Source organism: Pleomorphovibrio marinus (genome assembly GCF_003347495.1).
Lineage (GTDB): Bacteria > Bacteroidota > Bacteroidia > Cytophagales > Cyclobacteriaceae > Pleomorphovibrio > Pleomorphovibrio marinus.
In genome coordinates this window covers 328,891-345,451 of the sequence record NZ_QCXY01000004.1, presented here as the reverse complement: position 1 = coordinate 345,451, position 16,561 = coordinate 328,891, and the positions used below count along the sequence as shown (strand labels likewise).

The 16,561-nt window shown below is 43.1% G+C and carries 17 protein-coding genes; 15 read left to right on the top strand and 2 right to left on the bottom strand.

Annotated features, from left to right (window positions below; genetic code table 11):
* The first annotated feature begins 41 nt into the window (after positions 1-41).
* From DB520_RS13010 to DB520_RS12970, 9 genes are all read left to right on the top strand, one after another.
* Positions 42-1,583: a 4Fe-4S binding protein gene (locus DB520_RS13010; RefSeq protein ID WP_114750148.1), complete on the top strand. Its 1,542-nt coding sequence runs from the start codon at positions 42-44 to the stop codon at positions 1,581-1,583.
* A gap of 2 nt (positions 1,584-1,585) precedes the next feature.
* Positions 1,586-3,046: a glycosyltransferase gene (locus DB520_RS13005; protein WP_198675328.1), complete on the top strand. Its 1,461-nt coding sequence runs from the start codon at positions 1,586-1,588 to the stop codon at positions 3,044-3,046.
* A 320-nt stretch (positions 3,047-3,366) separates the two neighbouring features.
* Entirely contained in the window at positions 3,367-4,569 is a 1,203-nt protein-coding gene (locus tag DB520_RS13000; RefSeq protein WP_114750146.1) for a GAF domain-containing sensor histidine kinase, read from the top strand.
* 132 nt (positions 4,570-4,701) lie between these two features.
* Positions 4,702-5,265, top strand: a complete 564-nt coding sequence (locus DB520_RS12995; RefSeq protein ID WP_198675327.1) for a hypothetical protein — start codon at positions 4,702-4,704, stop codon at positions 5,263-5,265.
* A gap of 156 nt (positions 5,266-5,421) precedes the next feature.
* Positions 5,422-5,904, top strand: coding sequence for a hypothetical protein (locus DB520_RS12990; RefSeq protein WP_114750144.1), 483 nt, complete (start codon positions 5,422-5,424; stop codon positions 5,902-5,904).
* On the top strand, positions 5,901-7,058 hold the full coding sequence (locus DB520_RS12985; RefSeq protein ID WP_114750143.1) for a sensor histidine kinase: 1,158 nt from the start codon (positions 5,901-5,903) through the stop codon (positions 7,056-7,058). The genes DB520_RS12990 and DB520_RS12985 overlap by 4 nt, the downstream gene beginning before the upstream one ends.
* Positions 7,055-7,474, top strand: coding sequence for a response regulator (locus DB520_RS12980; protein ID WP_114750142.1), 420 nt, complete (start codon positions 7,055-7,057; stop codon positions 7,472-7,474). The genes DB520_RS12985 and DB520_RS12980 overlap by 4 nt, the downstream gene beginning before the upstream one ends.
* 254 nt (positions 7,475-7,728) lie before the next feature.
* Complete coding sequence (locus tag DB520_RS12975; protein WP_114750141.1) at positions 7,729-7,977, top strand: ribbon-helix-helix protein, CopG family; 249 nt, start codon at positions 7,729-7,731, stop codon at positions 7,975-7,977.
* The gene (locus DB520_RS12970) at positions 7,958-8,368 is read left to right on the top strand and encodes a type II toxin-antitoxin system VapC family toxin (RefSeq protein ID WP_114750140.1); all 411 of its coding nucleotides are present in this window, start codon (positions 7,958-7,960) and stop codon (positions 8,366-8,368) included. The genes DB520_RS12975 and DB520_RS12970 overlap by 20 nt, the downstream gene beginning before the upstream one ends.
* Positions 8,369-8,416: 48 nt before the next feature.
* Here DB520_RS12970 and DB520_RS12965 read toward each other — a convergent pair whose 3' ends face one another.
* Together DB520_RS12965 and DB520_RS12960 are read right to left on the bottom strand one after the other, a co-directional pair.
* Positions 8,417-9,520: an aldo/keto reductase gene (locus DB520_RS12965; protein ID WP_114750139.1), complete on the bottom strand. Its 1,104-nt coding sequence runs from the start codon at positions 9,518-9,520 to the stop codon at positions 8,417-8,419.
* A 9-nt stretch (positions 9,521-9,529) separates the two neighbouring features.
* Complete coding sequence (locus DB520_RS12960; protein WP_114750301.1) at positions 9,530-10,036, bottom strand: cupin domain-containing protein; 507 nt, start codon at positions 10,034-10,036, stop codon at positions 9,530-9,532.
* A 123-nt stretch (positions 10,037-10,159) separates the two neighbouring features.
* Between DB520_RS12960 and DB520_RS12955 the strand changes: the two genes are divergently transcribed.
* The 6 genes from DB520_RS12955 (at position 10,160) to DB520_RS12925 (ending at position 16,560) form a co-directional block, all read left to right on the top strand.
* On the top strand, positions 10,160-10,486 hold the full coding sequence (locus DB520_RS12955) for an RNA polymerase sigma factor (RefSeq protein WP_114750138.1): 327 nt from the start codon (positions 10,160-10,162) through the stop codon (positions 10,484-10,486).
* A gap of 403 nt (positions 10,487-10,889) precedes the next feature.
* Positions 10,890-11,807: a hypothetical protein gene (locus DB520_RS12945; RefSeq protein ID WP_114750136.1), complete on the top strand. Its 918-nt coding sequence runs from the start codon at positions 10,890-10,892 to the stop codon at positions 11,805-11,807.
* 12 nt (positions 11,808-11,819) lie between these two features.
* Positions 11,820-12,800, top strand: coding sequence for a hypothetical protein (locus DB520_RS12940; protein WP_114750135.1), 981 nt, complete (start codon positions 11,820-11,822; stop codon positions 12,798-12,800).
* Positions 12,797-13,960, top strand: a complete 1,164-nt coding sequence (locus DB520_RS12935) for a CapA family protein (protein ID WP_114750134.1) — start codon at positions 12,797-12,799, stop codon at positions 13,958-13,960. The genes DB520_RS12940 and DB520_RS12935 overlap by 4 nt, the downstream gene beginning before the upstream one ends.
* A 65-nt stretch (positions 13,961-14,025) precedes the next feature.
* A complete protein-coding gene (locus tag DB520_RS12930) occupies positions 14,026-14,454 on the top strand; it encodes a nuclear transport factor 2 family protein (RefSeq protein WP_114750133.1) in 429 nt (142 codons plus the stop codon).
* A gap of 201 nt (positions 14,455-14,655) precedes the next feature.
* Entirely contained in the window at positions 14,656-16,560 is a 1,905-nt protein-coding gene (locus DB520_RS12925) for a sulfatase-like hydrolase/transferase (RefSeq protein WP_232834956.1), read from the top strand.
* Position 16,561 lies beyond the last annotated feature (1 nt).

Here is a 16,561-nt window from a genome sequence, read left to right as displayed (position 1 = left end):
CGGGGCAAGTTATCGCTTTTAAATAAGACAACTATAAACCTATGAAGATTATTCAATACCTGGGACTGGCCCTTTTTGTAGGGGGATTGCTTTTGTTTTCCCTGATTCCCTTTATTGGGCAGTTTACCCTTGATGCTGAAATTACGGATAAAAAAATCAAGGAAGAACATCAGGAGCTTCTCGAAGTCCTTAAACCTATGTATGGGAACACTTATTCCCATCAAATAGCTTTTGTCAACGACTTTAATAACTATTTTGATGCCTACAATGACAGATTAAAGGAAGAGGAAAAATGGGATGAGGTAATTTATGAAGACTATGCTTTTTCCATTACCAAAGCTTCCGCACACGGGCCGGTGCAGCAGCATCCTTGGCTGTTTTTTGCTGGGGCACTGCTGCTCCCCATAATAGGGGCACTTATGTACATTTTTCCCCTGCACAGGGATGAACCGGATGGGATCAAAAACAACGGTACCTATTTTTCTTCCATGAAGAACAGGGGATGGTTGGGGATCCTAACCGGGACTTATTTGATCGGCTTTTATATCATTCTGTATTGGAATGCCGAATACTTAACCAACCTCACGGATATGGTGGATGGGTTGAGCATGTTTTTGTCGGGTGAACCTGCCAGCCAGTGGTTTTTATACGGTTGCTTGTACACCTTGGCAATTTTGGTGATGGGAATACGCATGTTTCGAAGGTACAAGGGAAATCCCTACCAAATTATACGTACGTATTCCGTGATGTTTTTTCAGTTGGCATTTGCCTTTTTGATCCCCGAGATCCTGGTCCTGCTAAATATGCCTTGGCATGATTTCAAGAATATCTGGCCTCTGGATTATGATTTCTTTTTCGAATACAGGATTGAAGGAATGTTGGGAAGTGGTGCCTTAGGGATGTTTATGCTGGTTTGGGGAATTATACTGATCATCCTGGGGGTGCCTATTTTCACCTATTTCTATGGGAAAAGATGGTACTGTTCATGGATTTGTGGCTGTGGAGGCTTGGCAGAGACCTTGGGGGATCCCTACAGGCATCTTTCGGACAAATCCTTGAAAGCCTGGAAAATTGAACGCTACATGGTGCATGGAGTCTTGGTGTTCGCAGTTGTAATGACAGGGTTTACCATCTGGAATTATTTTTCGGGGTTTGGGCTGTTGGGGGATGCCACAGGCATGCTTCACCAATGGTATGGTTTCTTGATTGGAGCGGCTTTTGCAGGGGTGATAGGTACCGGGTTCTATCCCTTTATGGGAAACAGGGTATGGTGCAGGTTTGGATGTCCTTTGGCTGCTTATCTAGGCATCGTGCAGCGGTTTAAGTCCAGGTTTAGGATTACTACCAATGGTGGACAATGCATAAGTTGTGGCAATTGCTCCACCTATTGTGAGATGGGGATAGACGTAAAATGGTATGCACAGCGAGGACAAAACATCGTTCGTGCATCCTGCGTGGGGTGCGGCATTTGTTCTGCGGTTTGCCCCAGGGGAGTGCTGAAGTTGGAAAACAAATCCGAAAAAGGAAGAATTAACGAGCATCCGATAATAATTGGCAACGATTCTATCAAGGTGGAAAATTAATAATGTTGACATCGATAATAGTGGGGCTGTATGTACTGGCTCTTGTTTTTATTTTTCTTTACAGTTTGGCTCAAGGGCATTTACTGTGGCATTACCTGAAAAAAAGGCGCTCTTTGGCTGTAACCCCTCAAGTGCCACCACTGCACTGGCCAAAGGTTACCGTACAACTGCCCATTTATAATGAAAAATATGTCGCTGACCGCTTGCTGGAAGCCGTCTCACTACTCAATTACCCTGAAGACAGGCTAGAAATACAGGTTCTGGACGATAGCGATGATGAAACCAGTGATATCCTTGCCAAAAAAATCACCTCGCTTTCCCACCTATCTATCCAGCATGTCAGGAGGGAAAACAGGGATGGCTATAAGGCCGGGGCCCTCAAACATGGACTATCCTTGGCAAAAGGGGACCTCATTGCTGTTTTTGATGCAGACTTTGTGCCAGATCCGGAATTCCTGTTATGTACAGTTCCGGAATTCAGCAACCCAAAAGTGGGGATGGTTCAAACTCGCTGGACCCATCTCAATCTGAAGCAATCTTTGTTGACACGGTTACAGGCTTTCGCCCTGGACGCCCATTTTATCGTGGAGCAGGTAGGCAGAAACACCTTGGGTGCATTTATCAACTTCAATGGTACCGGAGGCATATGGCGGAAACAATGTATTATTGATGCGGGGGATTGGAGCGACGACACCCTTACCGAAGACCTGGACCTTAGTTACCGAGCTCAAAAGGCCGGCTGGGAGTTTATCTATTTACCCAATGTGGCTTCACCCGCCGAGCTCCCACCTATAATGAGTGCCCTTAAGTCCCAGCAGTTCCGCTGGACAAAAGGAGGAGCGGAATGTGCCAAAAAGCACCTGCTTTCCATGTGGTTACGTAAGGATCTTCCTTTGATGGCCAAGCTACATGCCACTGCACATTTGTTGAATAGTACGATTTTTATCGCTATTCTGATGGTATCTGCACTAAGTGTACCTCTCTGGTGGATGAGCTTGTATGGGCACTTTCCGGAATGGCTGTGGAAGTACGGAATAGTTTTTATGCTAGGCTTCTTTATAATTGCAGGAGTGTATTTTGTGGCCAACACCTTTGAGTTAAAAGGGGTAGGGCAGAAGCTGTCCACCTTTTTTTACCAGTTGCCTTTGTTTCTGGCGGTTTCGATGGGAATGGCCTTACACAACTCCATCGCGGTATGGGAGGGTTTTACCGGGCAAAAAAGCCCCTTTATCCGTACACCAAAATTCAACGCTCAATCCTTATTGGAAATTAAGAAAAACAGGTACCTAACTTTAGAAATACCGCTAAGTACCTATGCAGAGGGAGGTTTTGCACTGGTGTTTTTGGTGTTGGTGGGAGTGAGCATTTGGCTGGGACATTGGTTGTTTTTCCCGTTGCATCTGCTTTTGTGTATTGGTTATTTTCTGGTATTTATCCAGTCCTTCCATAATACGCTGGATTAGCAGGGTTTCTAGGACAATATGCTCTCCCAATTCCTTCCATATGTACCTATTTGCCACCCTATTCTAGGTCAAATCCTTTTGGAAATGCTCCCTTAAAATCCGTTCTGAATCCGGATAGCACGAACAGGTTCATTTTTCTGGTTATTGTAATTTGAACCCCCTTTGTAAATTTCCTAATACAATAAATCCTAGCAAGGCTTTTAGCTGTTTGTATACAGTTAAATCCTTAGTAATTTAGGACTAAAAAATATGTTATTCGTCAATGGTAGGAATCTAGTTTATTTACAGCTACCTTTTCAAAAGACGAAACAGCTATTTTTATGGAAAGACCCATCCCTGAGGATGAATTTAACAGGCTACTGCAATTGGCCAATTATGACTTAGATAACAGTGAGTTAGAAGGAAATTTAAAAGACCTTACCAAACTTGCTGCGAAGGTGGCTGGTACAACTATTTCCCTGGTCAATTTGATTGACTCTTATACGCAATGGAGTGTGGCCACAGAAGGGCTTCCAGTTACGCAGGTGCCCAGGGAGGATTCAGTCTGTCAATACACCATAATGGGAAATCATCCCATGGAAATCAAGGATCTTTCTAAGGATGAGCGTTTCATGGAAAAATTCTATGTAACAGACAATCCCAATCTAAGATTTTATTGGGGTGTCCCCTTGAAGAACGAATCCGGGTTTAATCTGGGGGCTTTATGTGTCTTGGATACGGAGACCAAGCATATTAGTCCGGAAAAAGTGGAATTGTTGCAAATAATTGCTGATGAGATCGTCAACAGATTAAAAATAATAAAAGCACTGGCTTTTTTGCAATCAGAGGTGAAAACCTCCAAAGAAAAGCAAATGCAAGTGGCTCACGATATCAGGGGACCGATAGGAGGTATCGTTGGTCTTGCACAGATCATCAAAGAACAGGGGGACAACAATAAGTTGGATGAGGTGCTGGAATTTATCAAAGTCATTCAAAACAGTGGTAAATCCTTGTTGGAGTTGGCCGATGAGATACTTTCTTCCCGGGATGAAGGGAAGAGAGAGAATACCTTGAATCCAGATCTTGAATACAACTTACTGACACTAAAAGAAAAACTGGAAAACCTTTATGCTGTGCAGGGTGAACAGAAGAAAGTAAAATTGGTGGTGGAGCTGAATGATGAAAAAATGGAAATTGCGTTTCGCAAGACGAAGCTTTTGCAGATACTAGGGAACCTGATCTCCAACGCCATTAAGTTTACCCCTACAGAAGGTAGTGTAACGGTAAACTTAATCCTTGGTGAAAAGGCCAATCGGAAGGAATTATTAGCAGTAGTAAAAGATACCGGAGCTGGAATGACTCGGGAGCAAGTTGAAGCACTCCTAAAGGGAGAGGGAAAAACCACTATGGGAACCTTCGGGGAAAAGGGCTATGGTTTTGGTCTGGCGCTGGTAAAACATCTGATAGATGGTATGGGAGGCACATTGCAAATCGATTCCAAAATAGGGGAATATTCAAAGTTCGAGGTAAGGCTTCCGGTTTGATGTTAGTTCAAATAAAGGCAGAAGGCTATAAAAGCACAAAAGTGTATGCCTAATTCTTTGATTCTATCCGTTATTTATTTACATTTAATATTACTAGATTAGTATTCCATTCTTAATATAAATCAAAAAGGTATGAATCTGTACTTATTTATCTCAAAGGTCTTTTTAATGATAACGTTGATTTTTCCTGGAACTGACAAGGAACATTCGGAGAAAATCAATTTAGTGTTGGATAAGGTTGATGTAAGGATGGATGGTAAACACTGGGAAAGGATGAATTTGAATACGGATAACAGGTTTAAAATTGTTACCGTAATTGAAGCCGATTCTGAGGAAAGTTGGTCGGTGCTGCAAAAAATGGATGAATTAATTGAAAAAGTAGGGTTGCATAGTCATTATAGTTTTTTGGTGTATGTGCGGGGAGATAATGTTGATCTTTTCTATTCCAGTGAAGGAGATAAAGATGACAGCTATAGGTATCCCGTTCTTATTGATAGGCAGGATGTTTTCCGCAATGCGAATTCTGGGATAATCGCTGAAAATGGTTATAATACCCTATTGTTAGACCTTGATGATTCCATCCTAAAGAAAGATGTTGAATTCAGCAATCATTTTTTTGAAAAAGTTGTTGAGCATTCCGCAAAACAACCCAGATTCATTGATAATCCGCCAAGGCACCAGATAAAAAACCAATAGTGGTAACTTCACCGTTCGTGATTTGCAACGCAGAACTACCTTAATTTACTTTTCTATTCCTTGAAAAAGGGAGGATTAGCTCAATGCAAAATCAAACGTTTTTAGTTCCACTTAGAATCACTTACATTTACTCATATTTAAAATTGCTATAATTATATGGAGCAAGTGTGGGAATTTCTTGGCAAACTATTTTTGGCAGATGATTGGCCAGCCCGATGGGAGTGTGGTACTTGGTCATCTTTTCATGGTTGGCTATATATCACTAGTGATATTGCCATCTGGCTGGCTTATTTTGTGATTCCTGCCATAATTATTTTTTTTACCCAAAAACGCCACAATCTTCCCTTCTTGCCAGTTTTCTGGCTTTTTGGTGCATTTATAATTCTTTGTGGCAGTACCCACCTAATTGATGCGATGATGTTTTGGTGGCCAGGTTACCGACTTAGTGCACTGGTGAGGTTGCTGACGGCTCTAGTGAGTCTAGCTACTGCCTTAGTACTCATTCGGGATTTACCTAAGTTGATAGAGGTGCAGCCCAAGGATGAACTGAAAACGTACCGGTTAGAAAAGCAGCTGAAAAAGTATGAAGCGGAGAACCTAGAATTAAAGGCGTTGTTGAATAGTAAGGGCGTCGAATGAGTATAGACCGTCGATATTTGATGTTTTTTCAAACCGCAACCTTGGTATTCTTTGCAGCAATGATTGCTGGTGTTGTTTTCTTGGTGGATATGAATACAGATAAAACGGTGGCTGTGGCCAGTATGTACGCCATAGTGATATTATACAGCTGGCTCATACCTGGAAAGTATGCCAGCATTTTCACTGCTTTTATCTGTACTTTTCTGACAATTACGGCTGTTATTCTATCCGATGATATGCTTACCAATGCGAGCGATTTATCCAACATGAACATGGTAATCTCCTTGGTGGTAATTTGGACCTGTGTGACACTTGTATTTATTGCAAAGAGCAGCTTTTCAAATCTTGAGGGGATTAACAAAAAGCTATCGGAAAGTTCAGCGGCATTGTTTGAAAATGTAAAGGAATTGGATGATCAACAACAAGAATTATCTGAGCATAAGATACTGCTCGAAAATTTGAATACGGACTTATTAGTGAAAAATCGGGAACTTGAGCGATTCACCAGTATTGCCAGCCATGATTTACAAGAGCCACTTAGAACCATCGGAAATATGACCCAACTGATATCGAATAGGTATTATTCGAAATTTGACGAACAGGGGAAAAAGATGTTGGAATATGTGACATCGGCCACAGGTAGGATGACGTTACTGATTAAAGGATTTTTGGACTTTAGCAGGATTGGAAACAAACGAGAATTCCAAAAGGTGGATTCTCAGGAATTAGTACACACCATTGTGATGGATTTTGATGCTGCACTGAAAGCGGTAAATGGCAGGGTAATGTTCAAAGAACTACCTATTGTGATAGGTAATCCAGTAGAGCTACGCATGCTTTTTCAGAACCTGATCGGTAATGGTCTCAAGTTTAGAAAGCAAGACGTAACTCCAATCATTGAGGTGTCTGCCAATGAGAACAACACTCATGTGGAGTTTTGCGTTAAAGACAATGGCATTGGAATAGAGAAATCTGATTATGACAAAATATTTTTGATTTTTCAACGCTTGCACGCCACGGAGGAATATGACGGGACAGGCTTGGGGTTGGCCTATTGTCGCAAGATCGTGGAGATCCATGGTGGAAAAATTTGGATTGATTCAAAAAAAGAGCTAGGTAGTTCTTTTTATTTTACCTTAGCTAAAGTCCTATGAGAGAACAAAATGATAAATTTGAATGTGTCTTGCTCATTGACGACGATGAGGCTACCAACTTTTACCATACAATAGTGTTGGAGGAAGAATGTACATCTGTGCATATTCAATCTGTAAAATCAGCCAAAGAGGGGCTGGAGTATTTGCTTGGTAAGGGAGATTTTGGCAATTGCCCTAGGCCAGGTATTGTCTTTCTAGACATTAATATGCCGGGTATGAACGGTTGGGAATTTCTGAAAGAATACGATGAGTTATCAAAGGACATTCGTGATCGAGCAGTAATAAGCATACTTACCACAAGCCATAACCCAGATGACAGAGATAGGGCCGCCCTCATTTCTTCTGTAAAAGAATTTGTGAATAAACCCTTGACTCCCGAAGCATTTTGGAAAGTGGTGGATGAAAATTTCAATTAGGTTCTGTATTGCTAAGCCTTCTTTATCTTGAACTTGCGATCGCGAAACATGGAAAGAAAGGGATTTGTATTCTCTAAGGGAAAGGTTGAGATTGTGGATATCCTCCCTAAACCCCCAAGGGAGTGGAATTTTTTTAATTTAAAGTGGTTTTTCCAAGAGCTGTGTTTGGCGCTTTATTTTTTGATCAGGTTTTAAATGGGGAGTTTTAGCTTGACAAACACCGTACTTTGTATTACAGCTTAAAAATTATATTTATGCTTAATGTCAGGCTCGATAAAGAAATGGAAAAACGTCTTAAGGAAATTAGTAGGGTAAAATCAATGACCAAATCCGATATTGTAAAGGAGGCATTGGCAGAATACTTGACTAAAGAGCAGCTTACCCAATCGGCCTATGAGTTGGGAAAGGATCTTTTTGGAGCTGAAGAAGGAGGGTTAAAAAAGGCATCTTCTCAATTTAAACAAATGTTGAAAGAAAGGTTATATGGAAAACATCCTCATTGATGCAGGCCCTATCATTGCGCTATTTAACAAAAGGGATGCTTATCATCAAAAGGCAGTAGATTTTATCAAAACCAACCCCTACCGATATTACTCCACCTGGCCTGTTATTACCGAATCAAGCCACATGTTGGATTTTAGTGTCAAGGCTCAGTTAAACTTACTTAAATGGATAGACAGGGGGGGTGTTCATTTGGTGGAATTTTCCAAGGATTCCTTACCACGCCTGATTCAGCTAAGTGAAAAATTCAGTGACGTGCCTATGGATTTGGTAGACGCCAGTTTAATCCTTGCTTCGGAAAAGCTCAATATCCTTGCTGTCATGAGTATTGATGGGGATTTTTATATCTACAGGAATATACGAAACCAATACCTACAAAATCATTTTTTGTAGGTATTCAGCTTGGTATTTTCAATCCCAAACCCCAGATACAAAAAGTATTTATAGGGGTTCTGGGGCATGTTGCGAAATTAGCTTTTTCTCTTTTAATTCCTTCCACAAATCGGAAGGTATTTTCACCTTCATGGATTCCACGTTTTCCCTGGCTTGCTCAGGATATCGGGTACCTGGTATTACCGCTTTGACCACTTTGGGAGCAGCGGCAAACTGTAGCGCAGCTGTTCTCAAGTCTGTGCCGTGCTTTTCGGCTATTTCTTTCATCCTGGCTCTTTTTTCTTTATAGCCCTCCGGCATCTCCCCCCAATAATTATACCGGTCAATACCTGCGAGAAACCCTGCGTTTAGGGCAGCACCCGAGACGATGTCCACCCCTTTTTCTTCGCAGGCGGGAAAAAGTCTTTTTAGGGCATCTTCATGGTACATCAGGGAATATTGTGTGGCGGAAAGACAGATGTCAGGCTCTGCCACTTTAAGGGTTTCCAGAATGGGCTCAATACGGTTCACGCCTAGCCCCCATCCTTTGATCAGGCCTTCTTCTCGCATTTTGGTAAGTTCTGGCATGGCACCCTTTGCGGCCACCTGAAAGTAGTCCATCCAGTTGTCTTTCATATCCGCATTTTCGGGGGAAAGATCATGAATAAAAACAATATCTATACTGTTAATGCCCAGACGTTGTAAGCTATCTTCTATAGATCTTCTTACCCCCTCTGCACTGTAGTCATATTCAAAGGTAAAGGGTGAAGCCTCTTTCCAAGTGCCATTACTTGGAGCTTCCTTGGCGGGTTTGAGCAACCTTCCCACCTTGGTGGCCAGTATATATTCATTGCGGTTCTTATTGTGAAGAAACCTTCCAAATCTTCTCTCACTTATTCCAAAGCCGTAAAATGGGGAGGTATCGAAAAACCTAACCCCGGCTTCCCAGGCACCTTCCAGGGCTTTTTGGGCTTGTTCATCAGAAGTGGGCCTAAAACCGTTTCCAATGGCCACGCCTCCAAGGCCGTAATTTGAAGGTAGCGTTACATTTAGTTTTTCTTTTAGATTCATAGTTGGTTTAGGGATAGAGTTTGCCGATGATAAAAAGGGGGCCAATGCCGTGCCTGCGGCAAGGCCTAGGGATTGCGTGATAAACTTTCTTCTGCTGTTCATAATCATTGCTTATTTCTTCCAGATTTCGACCAAGCCCCCTTTGTTTCCTAAGATGGGATCAGAGGCAGGCATAGGGACCTTGGCGATATTTTGGTCTGCTTGCGGCCTTTCCCCTGCTTGGCCTTTTAGCAGGTCGGGGCTTTTCCCTTCTGGATAGGCACCTACCACCGTGAAGTTAGGGGAGTGACTGAGGCATTTATGGCCTACCCCTGCTGGGATTACGATGACGTCACCGGCTTTCACCTTCACCTTTTCACCTTTTTCACCTCCCAGCAAAATTAAGGCAGAACCTTGAAAAACCCCAAGGACCTCATGGGTATTGCTGTGGTAATGATGGAAGTCGTACACTCCCCAGCGCCAGCTGTTGGTCCAGCCGTTGGTAGCGAAGGTGTTCTCCAGCCATCCCGCCGCCTTTTCTCCATTGGAGTCTATCACTTGTTGGTAATAGAGTAGGGGAAGCTTGGAATTGGGGATACTTCCATCATCGGCGAAAAAGAGTTTTTTTGGAAGGTACATCTCTAAAGGGGTTTCGGTTAGTATATTTTCAAAGTTAAAATATGAATTAAATCCCACAAAATCTTTGAACAAAAACATAAAATTCTGTTATTTAACCAACTGTTACTCAAACTAACCTGAATCATGGATTTATCCAACCTTGATGATCTCACCTTGTGGGATAAAATAGTATCTGGTGATGAACGTGCTTTTGAATATGTTTATACTAACTATTCGGAGGACTTGTATCGATATGGGCAGAGACTATGTAAGGAAAGGACGATGATAGAGGATAGTATTCATGATGTGTTTTTTTATGTTTGGTACAGAAGGAAAAAGCTTAAGGTAAAAGATTCCATAAAATTTTACCTTTTAAAAGCCTTTAAATGGGATTTAGTTAAGAAAATGAGCCAAATACAAGGGGGCTCCAATGATAGGGTTCCCAAAAAAAAAATCCAAGAAAAGGTATAGCAGTTCTTACACTTTCACAATGCGAAAGTCTCATGTTCCTATGTTAGCAGCATTGGGAGTATTAGTGGTTTTCATTGCTGTCATTTGGATATTTTCGAACGACAATGTTGAACTCTTAAAAAGAAGGGAGTCATGAATTAAGAGAGGCATGGGTGGTTAGGAAAAATCCCCAGGGCAGAAGTCTAGGATTAACCTTGGAGATGGCACTGTAATAAATTTGAATTTCATCTTCCTCTATTACATATGTCAGGGAATTTGGAAAAGTTTCTCGGGTTGGCTCCACACCCCATATAGTCTTATTGATTAACAATTAAACACCTAAAATTATCATCTAAAAGTCCCCGGCAATTAGTTGGGGACTTCATTAATCAGTAATATTGAGATAGTCAAAATTATATAACCCATGTCCGAACACCTTACCCACATCGCTGTCTATGATGATATGTACCGGATCATACAGTACTCCGATGAAATCCATGAGGCTTTCAAGATAAGCCTTCAAAACGAACCGGATGCCGGTTTGATGGCCTCCGGGGCCAGAGGAAACCATATCCATGCAGTGCCCTTTATTGAGCAGGCAATACAAAGTTGGCCAATCCGCAAAGAGGGGGATGGCACCGAGGCTCGTGTTGCCGCCGCCATAGGTTGGCTGGCCCATAGAGCCATAGACATTGAGGTAAAATCCAGGCAACTTGATGAAGACACCATCTACCGGCCCAGGTTTTCCAAAGACGAACAGGACATTTACCAGGATGCCGTCACCTTTGCCAAGGTGTACCAAGGAGGCAAAAATAAGTCGGTTTCCCCCAGGGTATACCTCTCTGAAGCCACCCTAAGCCCCCATATGGATAAGCACCCGGCCGCTCACTTGCTCCATGTTAACTATGTGGAAAGTCTTGCCGTTTCCATGGTGCAGCAAAACCTTATGGCCTATCATAGTTTTCATGAAAACTCCTCTTCTTTGGAAGACTGGCTGGACGAGTTTCCCAACCATTACCAAAAGCTTAGTGAAAACCTTGAAACTTATATTGAGGCCTATCAAAACCTGGATCCCAAAAAGAGGAAAGCTTACATCGAGGATCTTAACTTTTACAATGAGAAGGATGATATCATCCGATTAGCGCGAGATCTTCAAAATCACGGCAAAACGGATATTTCTCTTATAGAAGCAGTTGAAAAATCCGACCAGCAAAGTTCCTATGCCTTAGGATTGGGAAACAGCTTCCGGAATATCAAGGCCGCCAGTGATTTCTTTTCCGGAAAACTGGACAAAGACAGCGTATATGATATCGCAAAGGTGGACCAGATTCATAGATTTTAACCCAAAACCCATATGATTACTCCCATATATCAACCTAATTCCCAACTTAAGAGAAGGGAATTTATGAAACTAAGTGCACTGCTGGCTTCTGCCTTTATGTTGCCTCCTTTTGCCTTTGGCAAGTCCCAACTCCCCAATGAAAATTGGCCGGATACCTCGCACAATTACCTTACCCCACTGGTCTTGATGGACTGTGTTTCCCGGCTGGGGTTGGGGAGTGGATTTATACAGGCCTCACTAAAGCATTGCATCAGCCCAGACATCCGCTTTATTGTGCCCGGAAACAGCTTTCGGCTGGGTGGATTGGTGCCCTATGGACTGGAGGAGATACTGAGTTCCCTGGAAAAAACAAAGGAAAAATGGAATTCCGGAGCACAGTCCCAAATGGATGCCCAACGCATGGCGCTGATGGCTGGAGCACTCTGTCACCAAGCTGTTACGAAGGAACTGCAGAAGGCAAATACCTTTGACCAAAAGAGTCCCTCAGGCAATTTGGAGAATAAAATATATCAAGATGGTACTGTAATCAGGGAATACCTGACTTCCGGAAAAGAAATGGACAAGGCAGATCAGGAAGCACTCCACTCCCTATTCAGGGAAATGTTGCCCAGGACATTTGTACGCTTTCATACCATAATGCCGGATGACGAGGATGGGGCCGGATGGGTAAACAAGACTGCGAAATGGAGAGAGCAAACGGATACCTATTTTGGAGAATTGGCTAAGGCAATTGCGCAACCGGATCCAAGTAAACAGGAAAAATACATTAATTCCCCGAATTTTATCGATGGTAAAGAGCCTATCGTTCAGCGAGTTTCCTATTTTTCAAAAATTAGTGAGTTGAGCCCAAAGGAAGCAGAAAGGTTGATAGAAGGCTCAAAAGATGGTAGTGCTTTCGGAAGCGCATTAGCCATGGGGTATAGTACCCTTAAAGAAATGAATGCGTACCTTTCTGGAGGGCAATCCTTGGAAAAGTGGATGAGTAAGCTATGATTTCAAAAGGTTTTATATCCCTGGTAGTTTGCTTGCTGCATGCCACACTACTTAATGGGCAAACACCTGATAAGGAGGTTTATCGGCAAAATGAGGTGGGATGGGATTGGAAAACTCAAGCTCAGGAGGCTGATCTTGTTATATTCCTGATGGGGGACACCAATATTCAGGACAGGGAAAATCCAGTGGAAGCGTTCACCTACCTTTTGCCCACCCTTAAACAAGGAGATTTGCGCTTTCTCAACTTGGAAGGCCCATTTTCTGGTAAGGGGGACACCATAAACCCCATCATACCGCATAAAAAATTGTGGACCCATTCGGATGTTGAACAAGTAAGTGCACTAGTGGATGCGGGAATTGATGGGGTAGGAGTTGCCAATAACGTCACCTATCCTGCATTTTCACTCCTAAGAAGCCTTGAGGTGCTGGATTCTGTGGGAATAGGCTATACGGGCGGTGGAATAAACCAAGAGGAGGCGCACAGGCCTATTATTTTTGACAAGAAAGGTACCAAGGTTGGTTTTATCCAATACAGTACCCTGTATTGGCCCTACGGCCATGCCGCCACTGAGGAAGAACCAGGAATAGCCGCACTAAAGGTGCATACCTATTACCAGCCTCCTAAACAGGTCTTGGACAAACCGGGGCAACCCCCCATCATCGTCACTATTCCTGACGAAATGGCACTGAAAAGAATGGAGGAGGATATCCGAGCTTTAAAGGAAAAAGTGGATGTCGCCATTATTTCCTTTCACTGGGGTGTTTCAAACTCTGAAGAGGTAGCCCAATACCAAAGAACCCTTGGCAGAGCTGCGATAGATGCCGGAGCTGATCTTGTGATGGGCCACGGCCCCCATGTCCTTCAACCGATTGAAATATGGAAGGGCAAACCCTTATTTTTGAGTGTCGGCAACGCTGTATTCGACTGGTGGAAGTTGACCTATTCCAGGGAGGGACTGTTGGTTCGGGTTCTTGTCAAAAACAAAAAAGTAGAAGGTGTTGAATTTGTGCCCTTAATTCGGGATCAGGATAACTGGGCGGTATTACTTGATCCCAATGAAGGTCTTGGAGCTGAGCTGTTTGAAAAGGTTAAGGAGATAAGTGAGGATACCCCGCTGAGGTTGATTGGGAAGACAATAAACATTGATGGTCTCGAATAGCTGTCAGTATTCTTCGATATTTTTTTGTAGTTTTAGTGTTGATTAACCCAAAATACCTGACCGTTATGTACAAAAGTTTCAGTGGGCTTATCCTGTTTCTTATGCTGGCCTGCACATCTCACCCAGACGAATCCTCCGTAGTATTGGACTTGGAAAAGCAACGCTTCCAGGCCATGGTAGAACGGGACGTGGAATTTTTGGAGGCGGTGATCAGTGATGACCTTCATTATATTCATTCCAATGGAGAAGTCGACGATAAGGCAAGCTTTATCGCACCAATTGCTGCGGGTGAAAGGCATTATGATGATATCACCATTGCGGAATCAAGGGTACGTATGTATGATAATACGGCCATCATCAATGCAGAATGTACCTATCATCGAAAGCACGAGGATGGCTCACCCAACAACCTTCAACTCCGGTATACCAATGTGTATGTCAAATTGGACGGGAAGTGGAAGATGGTCAGTTGGCAGTCCTTTAAAATGGAATAGGATTTTAAAGAAAATTAAAAGTATGCTTAAAGATGGCCTTTAAAAAACAAATTATAATCATATGAAATTATAATCATATGAAATCGAATTCAATGACCTTGTTTGTAAAGCCAATTCCATCCTTAAAATGCTCAAGTCCGCAATATTAACCTCAATACAAAAAACCCAACAATCCAACCCATAACTCATAACCCATCACCCATGACCAAAGCCCCAATGAGATTTTTTATAGTTGTAGTATGCATCAGCCTAGGTTTTTCCTGTTCACCCTCCTATGAGGAGCTGCCTCCTCCAAACATTTTGTGGATTTCTCATGAGGACCTCAGCCCCATTTATGGTTGCTACGGTGACGATTACGCAAGCACTCCAAATATTGACAAACTAGCAGAAAGTAGTATCAGGTTTACCAGAGCCTATTCAAACGCCCCAATATGTGCTCCTGCCCGCTCCACGCTCATTTCTGGTCAATATGCCGTTAGCCTTGGGACACAACACCTGAGATCAGAAATTCCGGTACCTTCATCCATGCGCATCCTTCCAGAGATCTTGCGAGACGCAGGCTATTACACCTCTAATAATGTGAAAACAGATTACAACTTTAGCCATGAAGGAAGGTGGGATGAGAGCAGCAGCGAGGCCCATTGGAGAAATGGACCCGAAGGCCAACCTTTCTTTTCAGTATTTAACTTTATGATCACCCATGAAGGGCCCACCAATGCTCTGAGGGCTTCTGACACGGAGCAGCTTGCCGAGAGGCGTGATCCCGAAAAGGCAAAATTGCCTCCCTATATTCCGGACTCCCCAAGAATGAGGCAGATCTGGGCCCATATGTACGATTTGTTGGCTGTATTTGATGAGGGTGTGGGTGACTTGCTGAACCAACTAGAAGAAGACAACCTTTTGGACAACACCATTATATTTGTGTTTTCTGACCATGGGCATGGTCTTCCAGGTCATAAACGCTGGTTGAATAATGCCGGTTTGCAAATTCCTTTTATCCTACATGTACCTGAAAAATACAAAGAACTAGCATCGAATATACAGGGGCAGGTTTCGGACCGAATGGTGGGTTTCGTGGATTTTGCTCCAACCGTTATAAGACTTGCAGGGGCAGAAGTCCCTGAAATGATGGAAGGCATAAACTTTTTGGGCCCTGAAGCAGAAGAGAACCCCTATATTTTTGGATATCGTGACCGGGCGGATGATTGCTATGAGGTTTCCCGGTCCGTGTTCGATGGACGATATCTCTATGTTCGTCACTTTATGCCTCAGTTACCCTATTTCCAGCAGGCAATAATCTTCAATAAAGGAGGAAGCTATGAGGAATTCAACCGCCTTGCGAATCTTGGTCAACTCCCTCAAGAAACGCAAAAAATGTATACTAAAAAACCTGTGGAACAACTCTTTGACCTGCAAGAGGATCCCCACGAAACCACCAACCTAATAGGAGAGGAGAGGCACGCCAGCCTACTACAAAACCTGGGAGAACGACTCGACGATTGGATGGTAAAGCACAGAGATACTGGTTTACTTAACGAAGGAGACATGATGACCCGCGCAGTTGCTGATAATAGTTCTGTTTATGAGATGGCGAGAGCATATTCGGAAGCGGATTATCGGGATATATTGGCTGGGGCCAAAGCCGTGGGCAAGTTTAAAGAAGCCTCTGAGTTACAAACTTATTTTGATCACCATGATAGTGCCGTAAGGTTTTGGGCATTAATTGCCGCAGACGCTCATGGTGACGAAGTTTCCGGGATAAAGGCCAACTTGCTAAAACTACTGGACGACGAGTCGCTCGCGGTAGGCGTCAAGGCAGCGGAAATTTGCATACGGCATTCCTTTCATTTGGATAAGGCCTATAAAGTACTGGAAAAAGGATTAAAGGACGATTACGAACCTTTGGTATTGCAGGCGGCCATCAGTACCCGCTTGTTGGAGGAAAAGGCCATGCCGTTGTTACCTGTGATTCAGGGCGAAATTATGCCAAAGTATAGCGGGGAAATTTGGGAAAGGTATAGAAGCTGGAGCTATCCCATGTTTATCGGTATGGCACTGGACCAGACACAGATCAACTGTGGTGTTGCTATAGATACCCGTCGATAAT

Excerpts from the sequence above, each read along its gene's own strand:
- DB520_RS13010 (WP_114750148.1), top strand. The coding sequence starts at position 42 with ATGAAGATTATTCAATACCTGGGACTGGCCCTTTTTGTAGGGGGATTG.
- DB520_RS13005 (WP_198675328.1), top strand. The coding sequence starts at position 1,586 with ATGTTGACATCGATAATAGTGGGGCTGTATGTACTGGCTCTTGTTTTT.
- DB520_RS13000 (WP_114750146.1), top strand. The coding sequence starts at position 3,367 with ATGGAAAGACCCATCCCTGAGGATGAATTTAACAGGCTACTGCAATTG.
- DB520_RS12995 (WP_198675327.1), top strand. The coding sequence starts at position 4,702 with ATGAATCTGTACTTATTTATCTCAAAGGTCTTTTTAATGATAACGTTG.
- DB520_RS12990 (WP_114750144.1), top strand. The coding sequence starts at position 5,422 with ATGGAGCAAGTGTGGGAATTTCTTGGCAAACTATTTTTGGCAGATGAT.
- DB520_RS12985 (WP_114750143.1), top strand. The coding sequence starts at position 5,901 with ATGAGTATAGACCGTCGATATTTGATGTTTTTTCAAACCGCAACCTTG.
- DB520_RS12980 (WP_114750142.1), top strand. The coding sequence starts at position 7,055 with ATGAGAGAACAAAATGATAAATTTGAATGTGTCTTGCTCATTGACGAC.
- DB520_RS12975 (WP_114750141.1), top strand. The coding sequence starts at position 7,729 with ATGCTTAATGTCAGGCTCGATAAAGAAATGGAAAAACGTCTTAAGGAA.
- DB520_RS12970 (WP_114750140.1), top strand. The coding sequence starts at position 7,958 with ATGGAAAACATCCTCATTGATGCAGGCCCTATCATTGCGCTATTTAAC.
- DB520_RS12965 (WP_114750139.1), bottom strand. The coding sequence starts at position 9,520 with ATGAACAGCAGAAGAAAGTTTATCACGCAATCCCTAGGCCTTGCCGCA.
- DB520_RS12960 (WP_114750301.1), bottom strand. The coding sequence starts at position 10,036 with ATGTACCTTCCAAAAAAACTCTTTTTCGCCGATGATGGAAGTATCCCC.
- DB520_RS12955 (WP_114750138.1), top strand. The coding sequence starts at position 10,160 with ATGGATTTATCCAACCTTGATGATCTCACCTTGTGGGATAAAATAGTA.
- DB520_RS12945 (WP_114750136.1), top strand. The coding sequence starts at position 10,890 with ATGTCCGAACACCTTACCCACATCGCTGTCTATGATGATATGTACCGG.
- DB520_RS12940 (WP_114750135.1), top strand. The coding sequence starts at position 11,820 with ATGATTACTCCCATATATCAACCTAATTCCCAACTTAAGAGAAGGGAA.
- DB520_RS12935 (WP_114750134.1), top strand. The coding sequence starts at position 12,797 with ATGATTTCAAAAGGTTTTATATCCCTGGTAGTTTGCTTGCTGCATGCC.
- DB520_RS12930 (WP_114750133.1), top strand. The coding sequence starts at position 14,026 with ATGTACAAAAGTTTCAGTGGGCTTATCCTGTTTCTTATGCTGGCCTGC.
- DB520_RS12925 (WP_232834956.1), top strand. The coding sequence starts at position 14,656 with ATGACCAAAGCCCCAATGAGATTTTTTATAGTTGTAGTATGCATCAGC.